The 18,069-nt window shown below is 64.8% G+C and carries 11 protein-coding genes; all 11 read right to left on the bottom strand.

Going from position 1 to position 18,069, the window contains the following annotated elements:
• Positions 1-27 precede the first annotated feature (27 nt).
• From IPM06_03565 to IPM06_03515, 11 genes are read right to left on the bottom strand one after another with little or no spacing between them, the layout of a single operon-like run.
• Entirely contained in the window at positions 28-2,166 is a 2,139-nt protein-coding gene (locus IPM06_03565) for a malate synthase G (GenBank protein MBK8769493.1), read from the bottom strand.
• Positions 2,156-3,454, bottom strand: coding sequence for a glycolate oxidase subunit GlcF (gene glcF / locus IPM06_03560; protein ID MBK8769492.1), 1,299 nt, complete (start codon positions 3,452-3,454; stop codon positions 2,156-2,158). The genes IPM06_03565 and glcF overlap by 11 nt, the downstream gene beginning before the upstream one ends.
• 3 nt (positions 3,455-3,457) lie before the next feature.
• The gene (locus IPM06_03555; GenBank protein ID MBK8769491.1) at positions 3,458-4,606 is read right to left on the bottom strand and encodes an FAD-binding protein; all 1,149 of its coding nucleotides are present in this window, start codon (positions 4,604-4,606) and stop codon (positions 3,458-3,460) included.
• Positions 4,606-6,087 (bottom strand): FAD-binding protein, encoded by a 1,482-nt coding sequence (locus IPM06_03550; GenBank protein MBK8769490.1) that lies wholly within the window; start codon positions 6,085-6,087, stop codon positions 4,606-4,608. Before IPM06_03550 ends, IPM06_03555 begins: the two co-directional genes overlap by 1 nt.
• Positions 6,088-6,101: 14 nt before the next feature.
• Positions 6,102-7,031, bottom strand: a complete 930-nt coding sequence (locus IPM06_03545) for an SMP-30/gluconolactonase/LRE family protein (protein ID MBK8769489.1) — start codon at positions 7,029-7,031, stop codon at positions 6,102-6,104.
• Positions 7,032-7,079: 48 nt separating this feature from the next.
• Complete coding sequence (gene glgX, locus IPM06_03540) at positions 7,080-8,954, bottom strand: glycogen debranching protein GlgX (GenBank protein ID MBK8769488.1); 1,875 nt, start codon at positions 8,952-8,954, stop codon at positions 7,080-7,082.
• Positions 8,955-8,965: 11 nt separating this feature from the next.
• The gene (locus IPM06_03535) at positions 8,966-10,582 is read right to left on the bottom strand and encodes an alpha-D-glucose phosphate-specific phosphoglucomutase (protein ID MBK8769487.1); all 1,617 of its coding nucleotides are present in this window, start codon (positions 10,580-10,582) and stop codon (positions 8,966-8,968) included.
• A 6-nt stretch (positions 10,583-10,588) separates the two neighbouring features.
• Positions 10,589-12,016, bottom strand: a complete 1,428-nt coding sequence (gene glgA / locus IPM06_03530) for a glycogen synthase GlgA (protein ID MBK8769486.1) — start codon at positions 12,014-12,016, stop codon at positions 10,589-10,591.
• A gap of 11 nt (positions 12,017-12,027) precedes the next feature.
• Positions 12,028-13,287, bottom strand: a complete 1,260-nt coding sequence (glgC, locus tag IPM06_03525; GenBank protein ID MBK8769485.1) for a glucose-1-phosphate adenylyltransferase — start codon at positions 13,285-13,287, stop codon at positions 12,028-12,030.
• A gap of 26 nt (positions 13,288-13,313) precedes the next feature.
• Positions 13,314-15,509, bottom strand: coding sequence for a 1,4-alpha-glucan branching protein GlgB (glgB, locus tag IPM06_03520; GenBank protein ID MBK8769484.1), 2,196 nt, complete (start codon positions 15,507-15,509; stop codon positions 13,314-13,316).
• A gap of 12 nt (positions 15,510-15,521) precedes the next feature.
• On the bottom strand, positions 15,522-17,963 hold the full coding sequence (locus IPM06_03515; GenBank protein ID MBK8769483.1) for a glycogen/starch/alpha-glucan phosphorylase: 2,442 nt from the start codon (positions 17,961-17,963) through the stop codon (positions 15,522-15,524).
• Between the last annotated feature and the right edge of the window lie 106 nt (positions 17,964-18,069).

The raw sequence follows: 18,069 nt of genomic DNA, 5'->3' as shown, positions 1-18,069 counted from the left end.
CGCCGGCGCTCGCACGGGTTGCGAGGTCTAGTTGCGCGCCTTCACCTTCAGGCGGGCGGCGTGGAGGAGGGGTTCGGTGTATCCGTTGGGTTGCTCGCGGCCCTTGAACACGAGGTCACAGGCGGCCTGGAAAGCGGTCGACAACTCGAAATCCGGCGCCATGGGCTTGTAGGCGGAATCTCCGGCGTTCTGCTTGTCCACCACAGCGGCCATGCGCTTCATCACATCCATCGCCTGCGCCTTTGTGCAGATGCCATGATGCAGCCAGTTGGCAATATGCTGTGAGGAAATGCGCAGCGTGGCGCGGTCTTCCATCAGTCCGACATTGTTGATGTCCGGCACCTTGGAGCAGCCGATGCCCTGGTCGATCCAGCGCACGACGTAGCCGAGGATGCCTTGCGCATTGTTCTCGATCTCGCGAAGTATCTGCGCCTCGCCCCACATGCGGAAGCTGGCGACGGGAATATCCAGCAGCGCCTCCACATGGGCACGGCGGCCCCCGGCGGCGAGCTTCTTCTGTACGGCGAAGACATCGATGCGGTGATAGTGCAGCGCGTGCAGCGTGGCGGCCGTGGGAGACGGCACCCAGGCGCAGTTGGCGCCGGCCTTGGGGTGATCCACCTTCTGCTCCAGCATCGCGGCCATCAGGTCGGGAGCGGCCCACATGCCCTTGCCGATCTGGGCCTTGCCGGACAGGCCGCATTCGAGCCCGATATCCACGTTGAGATTCTCGTAAGCCGTGATCCAGCCCTTGCGCTTGATGAAGTCCTTGCGGCTGAAGGGGCCCGCTTCCATGGAGGTGTGGATTTCGTCGCCGGTACGGTCGAGGAAGCCGGTGTTGATGAACACCACGCGTCTTCTGGCGGCGCGGATGCATTCCTTGAGGTTGACGGTGGTGCGGCGCTCCTCGTCCATGATGCCGATCTTCACGGTGTCTGCGGGCAGCCCCAGCAGCTTCTCCACGCGGGTGAAGATGTCGTTGGTGAAGGCCACTTCCTCGGGCCCGTGCATCTTGGGCTTCACCACATAGATGGAACCGTGCAACGAATTGCGCGTGCCGTCCTTCTTCTTCAGGTCGTGCACCGCGATGGTGCAGGTCAGCACGGCATCCATCAGGCCTTCGGGAATCTCCGCGCCGCCCTTGTCGAGAATGGCGGGTGTCGTCATGAGGTGGCCGACATTGCGCACCCAGAGCAGGGCCCGGCCCTTCACGGTGAAGGGCTTGCCGTGGGCGCCGGTGAATTCGCGATCGGCATTGAGGCGGCGGATGAAAGTCTTGCCGCCCTTGTCCATCCGGGCTTCAAGGTCGCCCCTCATCAGGCCAAGCCAGTTGGAATAGGCGAGCACCTTGTCCTCGGCATCGACGCAGGCAACCGAATCCTCACAATCCATGATGGCGGAAAGAGCGCTCTCGATTACCACATCGGCAAGAAGTGCCTGGTCCTTGCTGCCGATGAAATGGGCGCGGTCGAACACCAGTTCCACATGGAGGCCGTTGTTGCGGAGAAGAACCGAGTCGGGTGCCTTCGGGTTTCCGCGGTAGCCGACGAACTTTTCCGGCTGCAGCAGAGGCTGGTCATCCACCAGCAACGCACCGTCCTTCACGTGATAGCGGCGCACGTCGGCATGGCTTGTGCCCGCAATGGGGAAGGCCTCGTCGAGGAACACACGCACCCGTGCCACAACGCGCGCGCCCCGGCCCCGCTCATAACCACCGGGCGGCGGCGGGCTTCCCATGGCGTCCGTGCCGTAGAGGCAATCATAGAGCGATCCCCAGCGGGCGTTCGCGGCGTTCAGCGCGTAGCGGGCATTGGTGATGGGCACCACCAGCTGCGGGCCTGCAATGGTGGCGATCTCCGCGTCGACATTCTTCGTCTCGATCTGGAAATCCGGTCCTTCGGGCAGCAGGTAGCCGATCTCTTCGAGGAAGGATTTCTGGGCGGCGATGCTGGCGCCCTGGTTCTGGCGATGCCAGGTGTCGATGCGGGCCTGCAGGCTGTCGCGGGTGGCCAGCAGGGCGCGGTTGCGGGGTGCGAGGTCATGGACCAGCGCCGAAAAACCGCCCCAGAACGCGGCGGCTTCCAGTCCCGTTCCCGGCAGCACTTCGTTCTCCACGAAATCCGCCAGCAGCGGCGCAACCTTCAGTCCATGCTTTTCAATGTGCATCGTTGTCCACCCGATCCAGTTTGGCGGGCCGTGGCCCGCCATAGGCCCAGTCCAGCAGTTCCACGGTGTGCACTACAGGAACTTCCGCGCCAAGACCAAGTTGCGTGATGCAGCCGATATTCCCCGTGGCGATGACGGCTGGGGCGGTGGTGGCGATGTTGGCCAGCTTGCGCGCCCGCAGTTGGGCGGAAATGGCGGGCTGGAGAATGTTGTAGGTGCCTGCCGACCCGCAGCAGAGGTGGCCCTCGGGAATCTCCGCCACGTCGAAGCCGGCGCGGCGCAACAGGGCTTGCGGGACTTGCGTGATCTTCTGGCCATGCTGCAGGGAGCAGGCGGAATGATAGGCGACGCGGAGGCCACCCTTTGCTTCCGGCAGGTCAAGTCGGGACAGGAGTTCGCTCACGTCGCAGGCCTTGGCCGACACCGCCGCTGCCTTGGCCGCGTAATGCGGGTCGAGGCGCAGCATGTGGCCGTAATCCTTGACGGTGGTTCCGCAACCGGATGCCGTGATGACGATGTGGCCGGGATTTTCATCCGTCCACTGATCAATCATGCGGCGGGCGCGGGCCAGCGCGTCATCGTCCTTGCCCATGTGATGGGTCAGGGATCCACAGCAGCTTTCGCCACCGCTCACCGTGACGTCGTATCCGAGGCGGTTCAGAAGCCGGATGGTGGCGGCATTGATGGCGGGATCGACGACTGGTTGCACGCAGCCGCGCAGCAGCGCCACCTTGCCCTTGCGCGCAGCTTGCGCCGGATAGATGCCGGGCCGTCCCACATGCTCGTTGGGAAGGTTTGCCGGGACCAGCGAGAGGCCCGCTGCCATGCGCGTCAGCCCCAGCGACCGGAGAAGCGGCGCCAACGGTTTCGCCAGCGTTGCCGCCGCCATGGCATAGCGGAACAGGGCCGGGCGCGGCATGACGAAGGCGAGCAGGTTGCGCAACAGGGTTTCGCCTGGCGGACGTGTGTAGGTCTTCTCGATGTGCACGCGCGCGGTATCGACGAGGTGCATGTAGTTCACGCCCGAGGGGCAGGTGGTCATGCAGGCGAGGCAGGAGAGGCAGCGGTCGATGTGGCGGACGTCGCTATCGGTCGCGGGGCGGTCTTCCTCCAGCATCTGCTTGATGAGGTAGATGCGGCCCCGCGGACTGTCGAGTTCATCGCCGAGCAGCACATAAGTGGGGCAGGTGGCGGTGCAGAAGCCGCAATGCACGCAGGCGCGCAGGATGCTGTTGGCATCGGCGGTGACGGGGTCCTGCAATTGCTCCGGCGTGAAATGCGTCTGCATGGATCAACCCTTCACCATGATGCCGGGATTGAAAAAGTTGCCGGGGTCGAAAGACTGTTTCACGCGCGCCGCCAGCGCGGCCAGTGCCGGGGGTTGCGGCGTGAAAGCGGAAACGGCCTTACGCACCGGATCAGGCGCGCGCATGAGCGTGGCATGTCCGGAGGTCAGCGCGGCGCGGATCACGGCGGCGCCGCCGTCACTTGCATTGGACACCGCCATCCAGATCAGGCCGCCGGCCCAGTCGAAATAGGAGCTGGCATCGATCTCGCGGGCGATGCGTGCTGCAATGGCGGGGCCTTCCGAGGGCGTCACGCTGATGCGCCATATGGCACTCTCTCTCAGCGGCCACAGGGGCTTCACATCGCGAAGACCGGTCCACAGTGCCGTCGACTCAGCCGAACCGAGAATGCCGGTGTCGCGGGCCAGCAGTTTCACCAGGCGGTCGCGGCGCGCGGCGACAGATGGAGCAATGCCTTCCAAACGGAGATAGGTCCCCACACCCGGCACATGAGCCGCGGCCGAGACATCCGCAGGCGATTGCATGGCTTCGGAAAGCAGCGCGATGGCGGCGGCGTCGTCAAGGCCGCGCAGCACAAGTGTCTCTTCCGTTTCCGGGCGCGGCAGCACTTTCATGATGATCGAGGTGAGGGCCACCAGCGAGCCATGGGAGCCCGTGGCAAGTTTGGCGAGATCGTAGCCCGTCACGTTCTTCACCACGCGGGCGCCCGCACGCATGGTCACGCCTGCACCGGTGACGCCGGAAAACCCCAGCACATGATCACGCGCCGCCCCCGCCCGCACGCGCCGCGGACCGGACAACCCGCAGGCCACGACGCCGCCCAGGCTGCCGGCGGACGTGCTGCCGAGAAGGCTCGCATAATCCGGCGGCTCGAAGGCCAGCATCTGGTTCCTCTGGGCCAATGTCTTTTCGATGTCGGAGAGAGGTGTTGCCGCACCCGCCTCAAGGATCAGTTCTTCCGGTTCGTAGATCACGAGGCCGGTGAAATGGCGCAACGACAGCACCTGCGGGGAGGAGACGGGATTGCCCAGGGTAGGCTTCGTCCCCAGTCCCTGCAGGCGAAAGGGTGAAGCTGCATCCTTCACGCAGGCGGCGAGTTCGGCTTCACTGGCGGGGGCAAGAAGGGGTGTCATCAGAAGCGCGGCAAGTCCGGGTGTGTTAGGTTTCCCTTGCTCACATGCACGCGGCCCAGTTCGGCGCAGCGGTGCAGCACGGGGAACACCTTGCCGGGGTTGAGCAGGCCCTTGTCATCGAAGGCGCATTTCACCCGCTGCTGTTGTTCAAGGTCGGCCTCGGAGAACATCTCGGGCATGAGGTCGCGCTTCTCGATGCCGACGCCATGTTCGCCCGTCAGCACGCCGCCCACCTTCACGCAGAGGCGGAGGATGTCGGCGCCAAAGGCTTCGGCGCGGTCGAATTCGTCGCCCGTGTTGGCATCGAACAGGATCAGCGGGTGCAGGTTGCCGTCGCCTGCATGGAAGACGTTGGCCACGCGCAACCCGTGTTTTTTCGAGAGGTCCTCCATGCCGCGCAGCACCTGCGGCAGCGCCTTGCGCGGAATGGTGCCATCCATGCAGATGTAGTCGGGCGAGATGCGGCCCACCGCGGGGAAAGCGGCCTTTCGCCCCGCCCAGAAGGCGAGACGTTCGGCCTCGCTAGTCGAGACCTTCAGCGTGCGCGCCTTGTTCTGCCCGGCAATCGCCTTCACGCGCTCGATCAGGTGGTCCACCTCAACCTGCGGCCCGTCGAGTTCGATGATGAGAAGTGCCTCCACATCGCGGGGGTAGCCGCATCGCGCAAAATCCTCGGCCGCGTGGATGGCGGGGCGGTCCATCATCTCCATGCCGCCGGGGATGATGCCGGCGGCGATCACATCGGCCACGCACTGACCGCCGTCCTCGCTGGTGTCGAAGCCGACCAGAAGGGCGCGGGCGGTTTCCGGTTTCTGAAGGATGCGTACCGTCACCTCCGTGACGACGCCGAGCAGGCCTTCCGAACCGGTCATCAGGCCCAGCAGGTCATAGCCTTCGCTGTCGAGATGCTTGCCGCCGAGGCGGATCACCTCGCCCGTCACCAGCACCATCTCGAGGCCCAGGATGTTGTTGGTGGTGAGGCCGTATTTCAGACAATGCACGCCGCCGGAATTTTCAGCGACGTTGCCACCAATGGTGCAGGCGATCTGCGAGGAGGGATCGGGCGCGTAATAGAAGCCCTTGTGCTCCACGGCCTTGGTGATGGCGAGATTGGTGACGCCCGGCTGCACCACGGCGCAGCGGTTGGCAAAATCCACGTCGAGCACGCGGTTGAATTTCGCCATGCCGAGCAGGATGCCATCGGCGAGCGGCAGCGCGCCGCCAGAGAGTGACGTGCCTGCGCCGCGTGGCACGATCTTGATGTTGTTGTCGAAGGCATATCTGAGAATTGCGGAGACCTGCGCCGTCGTTTCCGGGAGCGCCACGACCAGCGGCGGTTGACGATAGGCGGCAAGACCATCGGACTCGTAGGCCCGCAGGGCGGAAGCCGCATCGATCACGCTTGCCACCGGAATGATGCGGCGGAGTGCGGCGGCGATGTCATCGCGCCGGGACATGACGTCCGCATCGGGCAGAGGCATGGCAATCATGGATGTTACCCGTTCACCGCCAGGAAGACCGAATAGAGCGAGGTGCAGCCGCAAATGAAGAGGCGGTTGCGGCGGGGTCCGCCGAAGCACACGTTGGCCACGAGTTCGGGGATGTGGATTTTGCCGATCAGCGTGCCATCCGGCAGGAAGCAGTGCACGCCGTCGCCGGCGCTCGACCACACGCGGCCCGACTCATCGACACGGAAACCGTCGAACAATCCGGCCGTGCAATCCGCAAACACCCGGGATTTGCCCAAGGTCTTTCCATCTGCATTCACGGTGAAGGCGCGGATGTGTTTCGGCCCATCCTGCTTGTGGGAGATGCCCGTGTCGGCGATGTAGAGAAGGCTTTCGTCCGGCGAGAAGGCGAGGCCGTTGGGCTTGTCGAAATCATCGGCCACGATGGACACCGAACCCGAGGGATCAACGCGGTAGACGTTGCAGCGGCCGATCTCGCTCTCGCTGCGCTTGCCTTCGTAGTCGGCGAGGATGCCGTAGCTCGGATCCGTGAACCAGATGGAGCCATCCGACTTCACCACCACATCGTTGGGCGAGTTGAAGCGCTTGCCGTCGAAGTGGTCGGCGATGATTGTGATGGAACCGTCATGTTCCGTGCGCGTCACGCGCCGCGCCAGGTGTTCGCAGGTGACGAGGCGTCCCTGCCCGTCGGTGGTGTTGCCGTTGGAGTTGTTGGAGGGGTGGCGGAACACCGAGACATGGCCGTCGCATTCATCGAAGCGCATCATTCGGTTGTTGGGAATGTCAGAGAATACGAGATAGCGGCCGGCGGCGAACCATGCCGGTCCTTCAGCCCAGCGCGCCCCTGTCCACAGGCGCTCCACGCGCGCATGTCCGATCAGGGTTTCGGAGAAACGCCTGTCGAAAACCTCGAAACCCGTTCCTTCGGGTTCACCGTGATAGACGGTTGCATGCATGGCGGTTCCTCCTGCTCCGGCGAGTTTAAGCGAAAGCCCGCGCGGGCGTCATGTGGAATTCGCGCGGAAGAGGGATACCGATTGCGGGGGGCAGCCGGGGCCGGTCCCGGAGGTGAAGATGCGGCTCCAGGACTCACCCTCACCTTGCAGGGGGAGCGCCACGGCGGCATCCGTCCCGTTGACGGCAAGGGCCAAACGCTCGGCGTCACCCGTGAGGACGAGGCCGAGGAAGCGCTTGCCGGATTTGTCCCAGTCCGCCGGACCGCCCTCCGCGCCGAACCAATGCGCATCGCCGTCCCCGTTCAGGAACCGGTCTTCTGCCAGCATGGGGTGGCGCTTGCGGATGGCGATGAGGCGGGCGGTGAAATCGACGAGCGAGCGGTCGGCGTCCTCCCACTGCAACCAGGTGGTGGCATTGTCCTGGGCGTAGGCGTTGTTGTTGCCGCCCTGGCTCCGGCCCAATTCGTCGCCAGCCGTCAGCATGGGCGTGCCGCGGGACAAGAAGAGCGTGGCGAGGAGGGCGCGCACATCGCCGCCCGGCCACGTCACCTCGTCGGACTTGCCGTCGCGGTTGCCCTCGCCATTGGCCATGTTGTCCTTGTGGGCAAAGCGCGTGAGGTCGGCCAGCGTGAAGCCGTCGTGGGCGGCGATGAAGTTTACGCTGTTGGAAGGTTGCCTTGGCTTGAAGATGTCGGACGATCCGGCGATGCGCGTCGCCAAGGCATTGACGGAGAAGCTGTCGCCGCGCCAGAAGCGGCGCACATCGTCGCGGAAGCGGTCGTTCCACTCCAGCCAGCGGGGCGGGAAATTGCCGAGCTGATAACCGCCCGGCCCCACGTCCCAGGGTTCGGCGATGAGGATGGAGCGGGAGAGAACGGGATCGGCGTTGATGGCGCGGATCAGGGGCGCATCGGCGTGAAAACCATGGGCGCTGCGGCCCATGACGGTGGCGAGGTCGAAGCGGTAGCCGTCGATCCCCGTGACATTGATCCAGTGGCGGAGCGCCGCCAGCGCGTAGGCGGCCACCACGGGATGATCCAGCGCAACCGTGTTGCCGCAGCCCGTGTCATTGACGGGATGGCCGTGGACGTGGCGGTACCAGAGCGTGTTGTCCAGGCCGCGGAAGGACAGCGTCGGCCCTGCGGCGTCGCTTTCGCCGGTGTGGTTCAGCACCACGTCGAGCAGCACCTGGATACCGTGGTCGTGCAGCGTGGCCACGGTGCGGGCGATTTCGGCAAAGCCGCCGGGCGCAAGCCGCGGGTCGGGCGCAAGGAAGGTGACGGGATTGTAGCCCCAGGCATTGGCGAGGCCGAGCGCATGCAGATGGCGCTCGTCGATCCATGCCATGAGCGGCATGAGTTCGATGGTATCGACGCCCAGGCGCTGGAAATGTTCCAGCGCTGCGGATTCGGCCAAGGCTGCGATGGTGCCGCGTTTCTCCGGCGCAATGCCGGGATGGCGCATGGTGAAGGCCTTCACCGGCACTTCATAAATCCAGCCGGGCATGCGCGGTGGGGCGCGCGTCGCTTGTGGCAGCGGTGCCTGCACGATGGCCTTGGGCACAAGGTCGCTCGTGTCGCGCCCGTGTTCGCACAGGCCGGGATGAAAGGCATAGGGCCGGTCGAGTGCCGTGGCATAGGGATCGACCAGCAGCTTGCTTGCGTCGAAACGCTGGCCCTCATGCGGATTCCACGGGCCTTCGGCGCGGAGGCCATAGCGAGCGCCGTCCTTCACGCCGGCGATGAAGCCATAGTGAATGTCGCCCTGCCGTTGCGGCAAGGCGAAGCGGTGCAGCTTGCGCCTGCCATGGGCATCGAAGAGGCAGAAGAACACCTGCGTGGCTTGGGCCGCATGCACGGCCACGTTTACGCCGCCCTCCACAAGCGTTACGCCAAGCGGGTGCGGCGTGCCGCGCGGCTCCAGTCGAACGGGTGTCAGGTGATCACCGTCGGCGCGGTGCGGCCGGTGTGGCCTGCGATGTCGGGAATACTGCGCGAGAGGGCGATGAGATCCTTCAGCGCCTCCTGCGTTTCGGTGCTGTGGCGCGCCGGGTCCGCCTCGTAGCGTTCGATGTAGACGCGCAGTGTGGCGCCCGATGTGCCCGTGCCCGAGAGGCGGTAAATGATGCGCGCCCCATCCGCGAAGATCAGGCGGATGCCCTGCTTGGCGGTGTGCGAATGGTCCACGGGATCGTCATAGGCAAAATCGTCCGCGGTGGTCAGGCCGTATTGTGTCTTGATGGCGGGGAGCCGGGCGCGCAAGCCGTCCATCAGGCGGTTCGCTGCGTCCGTTTCCACTTCCTCGTAGTCGTGGCGCGAATAGAAATTGCGGCCGTATTCCTGCCAGTGCGCCGTCACGATGTCGGCCACGCTCTTGCGCGTTCCGGCGAGAATGTTGAGCCACATGAGCACGGCCCAGAGGCCATCTTTCTCGCGCACGTGGTTGGAGCCGGTGCCGAAACTTTCTTCGCCGCAAACCGTGGCAAGCCCCGCATCGAGCAGGTTTCCGAAGAACTTCCAGCCTGTCGGCGTTTCGTAGCAGGCGATGCCCTTCTTCTTCGCCACGCGGTCGGGGGCGCAGCTCGTCGGCATGGAGCGGGCGATGCCGGCGATGCCGCTGGCATAGCCGGGCGCACATGTGGCGTTGGCGGCGATGATGGCGAGCGAATCCGAGGGTGTGACGTAGATGCCGCGGCCGACGATGAGGTTGCGGTCGCCGTCGCCGTCGGAGGCAGCGCCGAAATCGAAATCCTTGCCCAGCATCACGTCGTCGCACAGTTCCTTGGCGTGGACGAGGTTGGGGTCGGGGTGATGTCCGCCGAAGTCAGGGAGCGGCGTGCCGTTGATGACCGTGCCTTGCGCCGCCCCCAGCATGCCCTCCAGGATCGTCTTCGCGTAGGGCCCGGTGATGGCGCTCATGCCGTCGAACTTCATGCGGAAACCAGCCTTGAACAGGGCGCGGATGGCGTCGAAATCGAAGAGCTTCTGCATCAGCTGCGCATAATCGGCGACGGGATCAATCACATCGACGGTCATGCCCTCGACCAGACTGCGGCCCGTGCGCGAGAGGTCCACGTCGGGCGTGTCGGTGGTCTGGTAGGCGGTGATCACCTTGCTGCGGGCGAAGACGGCATCCGTCACCTTCTCTGGTGCGGGGCCGCCATTGCCGATGTTGTACTTGATGCCGAAGTCGCCATCGGGTCCGCCGGGATTGTGGCTGGCCGAGAGGATCAATCCGCCGAAGGCGCGGTGGTGGCGGATGACGTGGGAGGCCGCAGGCGTTGACAGAAGGCCGTTCTGCCCCACGATGACGCGGCCGAAACCATTGGCCGCCGCCATGCGGATGGCGATCTGGATGACTTCCTTGTTGTAGTAGCGGCCATCCCCGCCGATGACGAGAGCCTGGCCCGCATGGCCTTCCAGGCTGTCGAAGATCGACTGGATGAAATTCTCGGCATAGTGCGGCTGCTGGAAGACGGTGACCTTCTTGCGCAGGCCGGATGTGCCGGGCTTCTGCCCTTCGAAGGGTTTGGTGGCGGTGGTGACACGCATGAGGGGTCAGCCCTTTAGCTGCTTGTAGAGATTTGCATAGTGGGTGGCGCTGCGGTCCCAGGAGACATCGGCCGCCATGCCGTTGAGTTGCACCTTGCTCCACTGTGACGGCTCGGCAAAAAGGGCGGCGGCACGCTGCAGGGCATTCTGCAGGGAAGGCTCATCGACGGGCGAGAACTGGAAGCCCGTGGCAACGCCCGACGACAGGGCCGCCTCGTTGGCGTCAATCACGGTGTCCGCCAGTCCGCCGGTGCGCGCCACCACGGGCACGCAGCCATAGCGGAGACCGTAGAGCTGCGTCAGGCCACACGGTTCGAAGCGCGAGGGTACCAGCATGGTGTCGGCACCGCCCTGGACGAGGTGCGATAGCTGCTCATCGTATTTCATTGCGAAGCCGATGCGTCCCTTGTGGCGCTGGGCGGCGGCGGCGAAGGCGCCTTCGATGCCAGGCTCGCCCGTGCCGATCACCGCCAGGCGCGCGCCCGATGCGACCAGCCAATCCAGTTGGCCCGCCAGAATGTCGAGACCCTTCTGCCAGGTGAGGCGGCTTACCACGCCGTGCACGATGCCGTTGCCTTCCTCAAGGCCGAAGCGCTTTTCCAGTTCGCGCTTGTTGTCCTTGCGGCGCGCCACGGTCTTGGCCGAGTAGGTTGACTTCAAGGCGCCATCGGCAGCGGGATTCCAGATGTCGGTGTCGATGCCGTTGACGATGCCATGGGTGTTGTGACGCCGGGCCCGCAAGAGGCCATCGAGCCCCATGCCGAATTCCGGCGTGCAGATTTCGCGGGCGTAGGTTGGCGACACGGTGGTGATCGCATCCGCCATGGCAAGCCCACCCTTGAGGAAGCCGACGTTGCCGTAATACTCGACACCCTCGATCGAGAAGGCGGCGGCGGGCAATCCCAGTTGCGGAAAGACCGCCGCCGAGAACTGGCCCTGGAAGGCGATGTTGTGCACCGTGACGATGGTGCGCGGCCCGCCGCGATGGCGGACGTCGACGGCGGCAAGGGCGGCCTGCCAGTCGTGCAGGTGCAGGATGTGGGGTTGCCACGTCTTCAGTGCGCCCCGCCCGATGTCGGCGGCCACGGTGGAGAGCGCGGCAAAGCGGATGGCGTTGTCGGGCCAGTCCTTGCCATCGGCGCCGATGTAGGGATTGCCCGGCCGGTCGTAGAGGTGGGGCGCATCGAGGGCGAGAATGTCCATGCCATGCACGCTGCCCGACACAATGCGGGCCTTGCCGCCGAACAGGTTGGGGTAGGCATGCACCGGCTTGCCGGCGGCAAGGGCCGCCATCACGGCGGGATAGCCCGGCACCAGCACGCGCATGGCAACGCCATGGGGCTTCAACGCGGCAGGGAGCGCCCCCACCACATCGGCGAGGCCGCCCGTCTTCACCAGCGGAAAGACTTCTGAGGCGACGGAGAGGACGTGGATCATCCGCTGCGTCACCCCAGCCGGTCGATCATGGGCTTGGTGATGAGGCAGACGCCGTTCTCGGTGCGGCGGAAGCGCTTGGCATCCAGTTCCGGGTCTTCGCCCACCACAAGGCCTTCGGGGATGATGACGTCGCTGTCGATCACCACGCGCTTCAGCATGGCGTTGCGGCCGATGGTGGCGCGGGGCAGTACCACGGCTTCTTCCAGCGTGGTGAAGGAGTTGACGCGCACATTGGTGAAGAGCAGCGAACGGCGGATCGCTGCACCCGATACAACGCAGCCGCCGGAGACGAGCGAGGCGACGGCAAGGCCGCGGCGGCCTTCCAGGTCGTGCACGAACTTCGCAGGCGGCGTCACTTCGCCGTAAGTCCAGATCGGCCAGTTGTGATCGTAGAGATCGAGTTCCGGCACCGTGTCGGTCAGATCGACATTGGCGGCCCAGTAGGCATCGACGGTGCCGACGTCGCGCCAGTAGGAGCCGGCTTCAAGGTCGGAGCGCACGCAGGAGCGGGTGAAGCGGTGGGCCACGGCCTTTCCGTTCTTCACCACGTAGGGGATGATGTCCTTGCCGAAGTCGCGGCTGGATTTCTTGTCGGCGGCGTCGCGGCGCAACAGGCCTGCGAGGAATTCCGTTTCGAAAACGTAGATGCCCATGGATGCGAGCGCCAGGTCCGGGTTGTCGGGAATGCCGGGCGGGTCCTTGGGCTTTTCCACGAAGGCGGTGATGCGGTCTTTGGTATCCACATGCATGACGCCGAAGCCCGAGGCTTCCTCGCGCGGCACTTCAAGGCAGCCGATGGTGACGTCAGCCCCCGTGTCCACGTGCTGCTGCAGCATCAGTTCGTAGTCCATCTTGTAGATATGGTCACCGGCGAGGATGACGATGTATTTCGGCCGGTAGGAGAGGATGATGTCGAGGTTCTGGTACACGGCGTCGGCGGTGCCCGCATACCACTGGTCTTCCGAGACGCGCTGCGAGGCGGGCAAGATGTCGAAGCCCTCGTTGCGTTCCGGGCGGAGGAAGTTCCAGCCGCGCTGCAAATGGCGGATCAGGCTGTGGGCCTTGTACTGCGTGGCGACGCCGATGCGGCGGATGCCGGAATTGACGGCATTGGAGAGGGCGAAGTCGATGATGCGCGACTTGCCGCCGAAGGGCACGGCCGGCTTGGCGCGCTTGTCGGTCAGTTCCATCAAGCGGCTGCCGCGGCCACCCGCCAGAACATAGGCCATGGCTTCACGCGCTAATGGTGCTGTCTGCTTTGCTCCCACGGAACTCTCCCACGTCGTTCTTGTCGTTACGTCTCAGCGGCAAAAATTACCGTGGCGAGCGGTGGAAGGGTGACCTTCGCTGACGCGGGCTTCCCGTGGGAGGGCGTGTCTTGCGCCACGATTCCTCCCAGGTTGCCGCGCCCCGTACCCCAGTAGGCTTCGGCATCTGTATTGAGGACTTCACGCCAGTTCCCCGATTTTGGCAAGGGCAGAGTGTAGCCCTCGCGGGTGATGGAGGTGAAGTTGCTGACGCTCACGATCATGGGTGCCGATCCGTCGCCCGAATGGCGGGCCCAGGCGAAGACCGAGTTCTCGTGGTCGTCAGCCACCAGCCACTCGAAGCCCTCCGGTTCACAGTCGCGGGCGTGCAGGGCGGGTTCGCGGGCATAAAGGTGATTGAGGTCGCGGATCAGCGACTGCATGCCGGCGTGGGGCGCACCCGTAAGCAGGTGCCAGTCGAGACTGCGGGCCTCGCTCCACTCCTGCCACTGGGCAAATTCCTGCCCCATGAAGAGCAGCTTCTTGCCGGGATAGGCCCACATGAAGGCATAGAAGGCGCGCAGCGTGGCAAATTTCTGCCAGTCATCGCCCGCCATCTTGGCAAGCAGCGATCCTTTGCCATGCACCACTTCGTCATGGGACAGCGGCAGGACGAAGTTCTCCGAGAAGGCATAGAGCAGGCCGAAGGTGAGATCGTTGTGGTGGAATTTGCGGTGCACGGAGTCGCGCTTCAGATAGGCCAGCGTGTCGTGCATGAAGCCCATGTTCCACTTGAAGCCGAAGCCCAGGCCGCCCGCGTTGGTGGGCTTGCTCACGCCGGGGAAGGCCGTCGATTCTTCCGCGATGGTGACGACGCCCGGATGCTGGCCATAGACCTCGTGGTTCATGCGCTGCAGGAAGCCGATGGCCTCCAGGTTTTCGCGCCCGCCATGGCGGTTGGGAATCCACTCGCCTTCCTTGCGGGAGTAGTCGAGGTAGAGCATCGATGCCACGGCATCAACGCGCAGGCCGTCGATGTGATAGCGGCTGCACCAGAACAGCGCGTTGTTGAGGAGGAAGCTCAGCACCTCGCGGCGGCCGAAATTGTAGATCGCCGTGTTCCAGTCGGGATGGTAGCCCTGCCGCGGGTCAGCGTGCTCGTAGAGCGCCGTGCCGTCGAAGCGGGCGAGGCCGTGCTCGTCGGTCGGGAAATGCGCCGGCACCCAGTCGAGGATGATGCCGATTCCCGCTTCATGGGCGCGATTGACGAAGCGGGCAAAACCATCCGGCGCGCCGAAACGCGATGTTGGCGCGAACAGCCCCGTCGGCTGGTAGCCCCAGGACGGATCGAAGGGATGCTCGGAGACCGGCAACAGTTCGATGTGCGTGAAACCCATGTCCTTGACGTAGGAAATGAGCTGGTCGGCGAGTTCGTCGTAGCTGAGGAAGCGGTTGTCCGGCCCGCGCCGCCAGGACCCCGGATGGACCTCGTAGATCGACATCGCGGCGCGGCGCTGGTCTTTCTGGCGCGCCGACAGGTAGGCGCCGTCGCTCCATTCGAAACGGTCGGTGCGGGCGACCTTGGAGGCGGTGTTGGGGCGCAGTTCGGCGGCGAAGCCGAAGGGATCGCTCTTCAGCGGCAGCAGGTTGCCATCGTGGCCAAGCAGTTCAAACTTGTAGCCTTGTCCCTCGCAGGCGCCGGGCACGAAGGTTTCCCAGATGCCGGTGTCGAGGCGCTTGCGCATCACGTGCAGGCGTCCGTCCCAGCCGTTGAAATCCCCTGTCACGGAGACGCGCTGGGCATTGGGGGCCCACACCGCGAAGTGCACGCCATCGCAGCCCTCGTGGTGCAGCGGATGGGCGCCGAGCTTGTCGTAAAGCCGGAGGTGGTTGCCTTCGCCGATGTAGTAATCGTCCATCGGCCCCAGCACGGGGCCGAAGCTGTAGGCGTCGGTCACGGACCAGGCACCGCCCTCGTTGGAGCAGGAGTAGCGCAGTGGCTGGCGGTTGCCGGCTTTCACGGTGCCTTCGAAAAAGCCCGCGGAATGGCGCTGTTCGAGAATTCCCAGCCGCGTGCCGTCGAGGGCATGCACTTCGACGCCGAGCGCTCCCGGCACGAAGCAGCGGGCAATCCAGATCTTGCCCCGTTGGTGGAGGCCGAGAACCTCAAAGGGATTGGCATGGCGGCCCTGGACGATTGCCTCGACTTCGGCGCCAGACAATCTCCACTTCGGTTCAGCCATGCGGCATACCTCTCACCTCACCGGAACAGACCAGATGTCACGGGCGTATTCAGTGATCGTCCTGTCGGACGAGAACCAGCCCATGCGCACGGTGTTCATGATGGCAGAGTGCGTCCACTCGTCGGGGTTTGTCCAGAGGCTTGATACGTTTTCCTGGGCAGCGGCGAATGCGGCAAAGTCACTGCCCACCATGAACCAGTCCCCGTTCAGGAGGGAATCCACGATGGGGCGGTAGCGCATGGTGTCGCCGTCGGAATAGTGGCCCGAGAGCAGCGCCTCGCAGACACGCTTCAGCGCCGGCGTGGCGTCGAGGACGGCGCGGCCATCCACACCGGCGCGGCGGCGCGCTTCCACCTCATGGGCCTCAAGGCCGAAGAGGAAGAAGTGCTCCGCACCCACGTGTTCGCGGATTTCCACATTGGCGCCGTCGAGGGTGCCGATGGTGAGTGCGCCATTGAGCGCGAACTTCATGTTGCCGGTGCCGGAAGCTTCCATGCCGGCGGTGGAGATCTGCTCCGAAAGATCGGTCGCGGGCACAATCACCTCGGCGAGGCTCACGTTGTAGTTCGGAATGAAAGCGACCTTCAGCCGGCCCTTCAGGCTGTGATCGGCATTGATGACGGCGGCCACATCATTGATGAGCTTGATGATGAGCTTGGCCTGGGCATAGCTCGCCGCCGCCTTGCCGGCGAATATCTTGACGCGCGGCGCCCAGTCCTTCTCTGGCGCATCGCGCATCGCCTCGTAGAGGGCGACCGTTTCGAGGATGTTCAGGAGCTGGCGCTTGTATTCGTGGATGCGCTTGATCTGCACGTCGAACAGGGCATCGGGATCTGTTGCAATACCCATGCGCGCGGCGATGAGGTTGGACAGCTCCGCCTTGTTGGCGCGTTTCACCGCGGCGAATTTCTGGCGGAAGGCCTTGTCGGCCGCCATGGGCTCGGCTTTGCCCAGCAGTGCGGCATCGGTGAGGAAGCCATCACCGATCACGGATTTCAGCAGGTCGGCAAGGCCGTGGTTGGCGCCGTTGAGCCAGCGCCGCGGCGTGATGCCATTGGTCTTGTTGTTGATGCGGCCGGGGAAGAGGGCATGCAGGTTCTTGAACACCGTCTCCTTCATCAGCCCGGTGTGCAGGGCCGAAACGCCGTTGATGCTGTGCGAGCCGACGAAGGCCAGTTGCCCCATGCGCACGCGCCGTCCGCCGTTTTCATCGATCAGCGAGATGGAGGAGATGAACTCCGCCGTGACGCCGGGACGGGTGCGTGCCACCTTCAGAAGGTCTTCGTTGATGGCGTAGATGATCTGCATGTGGCGGGGCAGCATGCGTTCCATCAGGTTCACGGGCCAGCTTTCCAGCGCTTCCGGCAGCAGCGTGTGGTTGGTGTAGGCGGTCACGGCCTGGGTAATCCGCCAGGCTTCCGACCAGGCAACGCCATGCATGTCGACGAGGAGGCGCATGAGTTCCGCCACGGCGATGGCGGGGTGCGTGTCGTTCAACTGGATCGCCACCTTGTCGGGCAGCGTTGTCAGGTCCTTGTCGCTCTGCAGGTGGCGGCGAATGATGTCCTGCAGCGAGGCGGAGGTGAAGAAGTATTCCTGGCGCAGGCGCAATTCCTGCCCCTGCGGGGTGGAGTCGGCGGGATAGAGCACGCGGGTGATGATCTCGGCGCGATTGTGATCGGCGAGTGCGCCGGCGTAGTCACCCACGTTGAAGGCTTCAAGGTGGATGGGATCGAGCGGCCTTGCCGACCAGAGACGGAGCGTGTTCACGCGGCGGCCGCGCCAGCCCACCATGGGTGTGTCGTAGGCGGTGGCGAGCAGGGATTCCCCGTGATGCCAGAAGTGGCGCTGGCGCACATCGGCGAGGGCGTCTCCGGCCACATGGCCGAAGAAGGCCACGCGATAGGCGGCCTCGCGGCGGGGGAATTCCCATGGGTTGCCGCCTTCCAGCCAGTCCTCGGGACGCTCGGTCTGCCAGCCGTCGGTGATCATCTGGCGGAAGAGACCGTGGGAATAGCGGATGCCATAGCCGTAGGCGGGAATATCGAGGCTTGCGAGGCTTTCCATGAAGCAGGCGGCAAGGCGGCCGAGGCCACCGTTGCCCAGGGCCGCATCCGGCTCCAGTTCCTCGACCAGCGAGAGATCGACATCGAGGGAACGGAGCGCCGACTCGAAGGGTTCGGTCAGTTCGAGGTTGGAGAGCGCATCGCGCAGCAGGCGGCCGATGAGGAATTCGAGCGAGAGATAATAGACGCGCTTGGCACCGGCCTTGTAGGCACGGCGGGTCGAATCCATCCAGCGGTCGATGATGCGGTCGCGGAGCGCGAGGATGGTGGCGTGCAGCCAGTCATGGCGCTTGGCCACCACGGGGTCCTTGCCGATGGCGTAGGTCAGCTTGGCAAGGATCTCCGAGCGGGCCTTTTCGGCATGGGCATTCATCACCGCTGGCTTCATTCCGTGTGCGCTCCTCAAAAATGGCCGCTCCGTTTAGGGGTGGAACGCAACGGGAGCAAGAGGCGGGGGACCGCTGTGCATGAGGGGCGTGCCGCAGCCCTGGGCC

The sequence above is a fragment of the Hyphomicrobiales bacterium genome, assembly GCA_016710435.1.
Lineage (GTDB): Bacteria > Pseudomonadota > Alphaproteobacteria > Rhizobiales > Aestuariivirgaceae > Aestuariivirga.
Note: the sequence above shows the minus strand (reverse complement) of the source record. Positions and strands in the feature narration are given on the sequence as shown.